Raw genomic sequence first — 4956 nt, forward strand, 5'->3', positions numbered from 1 at the left:
AGTTGCCCGCCGCACCCAAGCTGAAATGGGCATCAACCCGGCAGCCCATCTCGAAAGTGCGATCGCCGCCTACGATGAAGCGGCAGAGATTCTGCGGCGGTTGGGGTTAGACAAAGACCTCTCCTCTACCCTGAATAACCTCGGAGTTGCCCGCCGCACCCAAGCTGAAATGGGCATCAACCCGGCAGCCCATCTCGAAGGTGCGATCGCCGCCTACGATGAAGCGGCAGGGATTAGTCGGCGGTTGGGGTTAGCCCGCGACTTAGCAACAACCCTGAATAACTTTGGTTTTGCCTACAAAGCTCAATCTCGCCTAGCGGGGAACAGTTCCACCCAGAAACAACAAGCCCTAGAAAATGCCTACCGTAGCTTTCAAGAAGCCCTGGAACGGGTGGAATATCTGCGGGGTGAAATTGGTGCGGATAGTGAGGGCTATAAACGCAACTTTAATGAAGAATGGAACCGAGTTTATCGCGGTATGGTGGAAGTGTGCCTAGAGTTGGGTCGATACCAGGATGCCATTGAATATGTAGACCGTAGTAAAGCCCGTAACTTGGTGGAACTCATGGCTACCCGTGATGCATATCCGGGGGGCGTGATTCCCGAGAACATCCGCCAACAGTTGCAATCCCTCAAAATCGCCATTGCTCAAGCAGAACGCCGCCTGCAAGAAGAGACGAACCCGGACTCTACCCACCTCAACCAACTGCGGCAACAAAAGCAAGAACTCGAACCCTACAAACCCCTGCATTTCCAAGCCATGCAAGCGTTACTGGATGAGGAAACCGTCATTTTGGAATGGTACATCCTGCCGGATAAATTCCTCACCTTCACCCTCACCGCCGAACGTCTCAACCTCTGGACATCTTCCAAAGAAGACCTAGATAAACTCATCGATTGGGGAAATTCCTATCTTCGCGACTACCGCAACCGAGACAACAGCCAATGGCGCAATACCCTGGCGGAACGCCTAGAAACCCTCGCCCCAATCCTGCATCTCGATGAAATCCTGGCGAACCTGTTTAACAACTTCCCCAACTGTAAAAAACTCATCCTCATCCCTCACCGTTACCTGCACCTGTTCCCCCTTCATGCCTTACCCGTTGCCACAGGAGAGGGTGAGGGCAAATTCCTACAAGACCTGTTCCCCAAAGGAGTCACCTACGCCCCCAACTGCCAACTGCTGCAACAAGCCCAAAATCGCTCACGCCCCCACTTTAACCGCCTCTTCGCCATCCAAAACCCTACCAAAGACCTGGACTGGGCTGATGTAGAAATCGAAATCATCCGCACCCTCTTCCCTGACCGGAACACCCTCGCGGGGAAAAATGCCACCACCGCCAACCTCCTGAACGAACAACGCCAGAAAATCCTCAGCCAAATCCATCACCTGTTCTTCTCCTGTCACGCCTCCTTTAACCCTAACTCCCCCCTAGACTCTGGCTTACAACTTGCCGATGGCGTTCTCACCCTCGAAAACATCATCGCCAACCTGAACCTCAACAATTGCAGCCTGGTCACCCTTTCCGCCTGCGAAACCGGACAAGTCGCCCTAGACACAACCGACGAATATATCAGCCTCTCCAGTGGCTTTATCCTGGCGGGTAGCCCTAGCGTCCTGGTTAGCCTCTGGTCCGTCAATGAGGTTTCTACCGCCCTGCTGCTGATTAGAACCTACGAACTGCTGCAACAACAACCGGGTCAACTCGCCCAATCCCTGCAAGGGGCTCAAAAGTGGCTCCGAGAAACCACCGTCAGCGGCTTTGAGCAATGGCGACAACAATGCCCCCTATTTTCTGAGGAGTGGCGCGAAGAATTAAAATATGATTTTGCACAGATGGGCCAGAATGAAGAGGAGGGGATAAATTCTCGCCCCTATCAATCCCCATACCACTGGGCTGCATTCTGTATTGTTGGACAAGGAGAACAAGACAATGGTTAGTGATGCCAAAAAAATCGCCGCCTTTACCGCCCTCCTGGAAGAAAATCCCCATAACTGGATTGCTAACCACCGGGAAAGTTTACTCGCATTACAGCAGCAACTCGGTGAGGATGACGAAAAAAATGCCCAAGCGATTGAATCTTGGCTGAAAGAGAGGGAGAGTTTATACAACGAATACAGGGCTAAACGCGCAACCTCCAAACGCACTTCCAGCCTCAGCAACAATGAAATGAGTTTTCCGGGAACCAAACCCCCGGGAAACGATAAATCTTTAGCTGAACTGATTGACCAAGCGGTTAAAAAACCCACCAACCTAGAGAATTCCGACCCTTCTCCAGCGCCAAACCGTGAAAAACCTCAATCTTAGTCTCGCTGCTTTCCACCTCTGCCAATCCTTAGATGATGCACCGGATACCCACAGCCCAGATGCGGGTTTGTTGTGGGAGAGCTTGCGAGGATTGTCGGCAAAAATCCCGTTTCCTCAACTAACAAAGTTCACGGAACCCACGGAGGCGAACCCAGAACATAACCTCGATTTTGCAGTGATTAAAATTGATGATATCTCCCTAGGGGGAAACCTCAGCACGTTTAAGATGAACGACACCTATAGTGCGGATTTAAACCTGTCTGTGGAGGATGAAGAGGCTGATTTTTCCCCAGAAAATGCGGGGATATTTCAACCCCAAGCGTTAATCGATGTGAGGGCAAGTCTGGGCAAGGTGCTATGGTTGAGTGGGGAAAGTGAGGATTTGAATCAACTGGAATTGAGCAGCGCCAAAGAGTGGGCAAAAAACTTGTGTCCACAGGCTGAATATATCACGGAAGATAGGCTGTTTAATTGCCCGCTGTTTATCTTCGCGGCTGACTCGCTGACGATTTTAATTTCCTTGGCTAAACCCGATACTATAGACTTAGACCGCGCCCAAGATAACTACTATAATCTGCGGAATTTATTCTGGACTTATCAGAAAAGTGTGGTGGTTGGGAAACTGGCGAAAGCGGGTTATCAAGGCGCTAGACACCTCTACAGTGAGCTAGAAGCACAGGTGCAGGAGTTTAACCAGGTTTTCTTGTTGCCGACACCGGAGGAACGCCTAAACAAGCTCGATCAACTGTTACAAACAATTCCCCAAAGGCTACTGGACTATAACTGTAAATTGCGCGACATCAAGGCACATTATACCACAATTGAGGTGAATGGGCAAAACTTTCAGATTTCTCTGTCCCATATCCGGGATGAAAAAGCAGACGATCGCCTTTCCTACTGGTCAGATTTTGCCACGAAAACGGCTCCCCTGCGTCTCCAGCAAATCAAAACCTATATCGACTATCTCGAACCGGGTCAAGTCCTATTCAGCGATTTGATTAACAGCATTCGTGCCACCACTGAACTGGAACAAGCGAAATGCGATCGCCAACGCCAAGAAGCCGAAGCGAAATATTACAAACAGCAACAAAAGGATAACCAGGACTTACAAAACCATATCCAAGCCGTGGGTGTGGGAATTGCGGCGGGTGCGATCGTCGCTTCAACTTCCGGTTTAGCCAACGAACCTTGGCAATCGCCCAGTCGCGATCGCTTTTGGCTACCTCCCCACCCGTTTATTATTGCATTGTTGGGGAGCATATTTTGTTCATGGGGTGCGTGGTGGTTAGCCGAGAGATGGATTAAAAAGGGACGACCAAAGGATAAGTGAACGGGGTTTCTCGGTGCGGGGTCAAGAAACGGGTCAAGAAACCCGGTTTTTCCGTCAAATGTTGGGTTACATTGCATTTCACCCAACCTACAAACTTGGGTACAGGGAAGCGCCACCCAACAAATTCAGGTCAAATGTTGGGTGACATTGCATTTCAGCCAACCCACAAAGTTTATAATCCAAAGGAGTTGGATGTTAGGAAAGAATCATGAGCGTTTACTTGGGGATTGACATTGGTGCTAGTACCGTGAAACTGGGATTATTTGATCCAGAAAAAGGGATCATCGGAGAAAGGTTAGATCGTCCCAGCAGCGCCTCTGAGGGTCCCGACGCTACCGTAAATGTGATTAAAACCGCCACCAGTGAGCTACTCGAAGCCAATGATCTACAATTCCAGGATTTAAAAGCGATCGGTGCTTGTTGTCCCGCTCCTATTGATGCTTCGGGAATGTGTGTTTATCCCACCAATATCGATCGCTCTTGGCAAGGGGTGAATATTGCCCAAAAACTCTCCGATACTCTCCAGTTACCCGCTCTCCTCCTCAATGATGGAGACGCGGCCGCTTACCGGGAATACAGGATCCGCGAGGCTCAAAATAAGGCTTCTTCTGTGATGGCTCAGTTTATTACCGGAACCGGATTAGGTGGCGCTTTGATTATCAACGGGAAAATCTGGTCGGCTCCGGCAGTTTCGGCAGAATTCGGTCATATTTGTATTGATAGCTCGGAAAATGCCGACCTCTGCGGATGTGGTGCGAGGGGATGTGCGGAAACGAGAGCCTCTTTATTGGGTCTGAGAAATATGGTTAAACACCGACAGGCCAAGGGGAATGTGCCGGAAGCGTTACAAGGAGATCCCATGGAGGTGGCGAAAACCCTGCGTGGCTTGGGTCAAATGGATGAGCCTCTGTCCGATGTGGTGGCTATTTGGCAAGAGTATTTTACCAGCCTGGGTATAGCGGCTCGTAATGTGGTCAATACGGTAGGCTGTGACCTGATTGTGATTTCTGGGGGAGCGCAAGAAAGGGAAAAAACGGCATCCGATGGGGCCTATCAACGATTTAAACAGGATGCGATCGCCTGCATTCGTCAGGGAATTGACCATAGTTTCCCCCATCTCACCCAGACAAGGGTGGAATGGTCTATTGATACGCTCCTAGACAGTGCTGCTTACGGTGCGGCTCAATATGTCAGTGTAACAGGGAATTAGTCGTAGGTTGGGTGAAGCGAAGCGCAACCCAACAAAGCCGGGTGAAATGTGTGGTGACATTGCATTGGGTCCACCCAACAAGGTTATGCGATCGCTCTGGGTTCGTC

The 4956-nt window shown here is 50.4% G+C and carries 4 protein-coding genes (1 of these 4 only partly in view); all 4 read left to right on the forward strand.

All coding sequences use genetic code 11. The features are described from left to right. Positions 1-1942 carry the 3' portion of a CHAT domain-containing protein gene (locus P5674_RS22265; protein ID WP_315670290.1) on the forward strand. It extends 734 nt beyond the left edge of the window, so 1942 of the gene's 2676 nt are visible here — the last part of the coding sequence; its start codon lies beyond the left edge, outside the window; its stop codon occupies positions 1940-1942. Beyond that, entirely contained in the window at positions 1935-2309 is a 375-nt protein-coding gene (locus P5674_RS22270) for a hypothetical protein (protein WP_315670291.1), read from the forward strand. Before P5674_RS22265 ends, P5674_RS22270 begins: the two co-directional genes overlap by 8 nt. Continuing rightward, on the forward strand, positions 2290-3639 hold the full coding sequence (locus P5674_RS22275; protein ID WP_315670293.1) for a hypothetical protein: 1350 nt from the start codon (positions 2290-2292) through the stop codon (positions 3637-3639). Before P5674_RS22270 ends, P5674_RS22275 begins: the two co-directional genes overlap by 20 nt. 208 nt (positions 3640-3847) lie before the next feature. Then, complete coding sequence (locus P5674_RS22280; RefSeq protein WP_006616489.1) at positions 3848-4849, forward strand: ROK family protein; 1002 nt, start codon at positions 3848-3850, stop codon at positions 4847-4849. Positions 4850-4956: the final 107 nt, after the last annotated feature.

The sequence above is a fragment of the Limnospira sp. PMC 289.06 genome, assembly GCF_032350395.1.
Lineage (GTDB): Bacteria > Cyanobacteriota > Cyanobacteriia > Cyanobacteriales > Microcoleaceae > Limnospira > Limnospira platensis.

Coding starts and splice junctions, on each gene's coding strand:
- P5674_RS22280 (WP_006616489.1), top strand. CDS start 3,848: ATGAGCGTTTACTTGGGGATTGACATTGGTGCTAGTACCGTGAAACTG.
- P5674_RS22270 (WP_315670291.1), top strand. CDS start 1,935: ATGGTTAGTGATGCCAAAAAAATCGCCGCCTTTACCGCCCTCCTGGAA.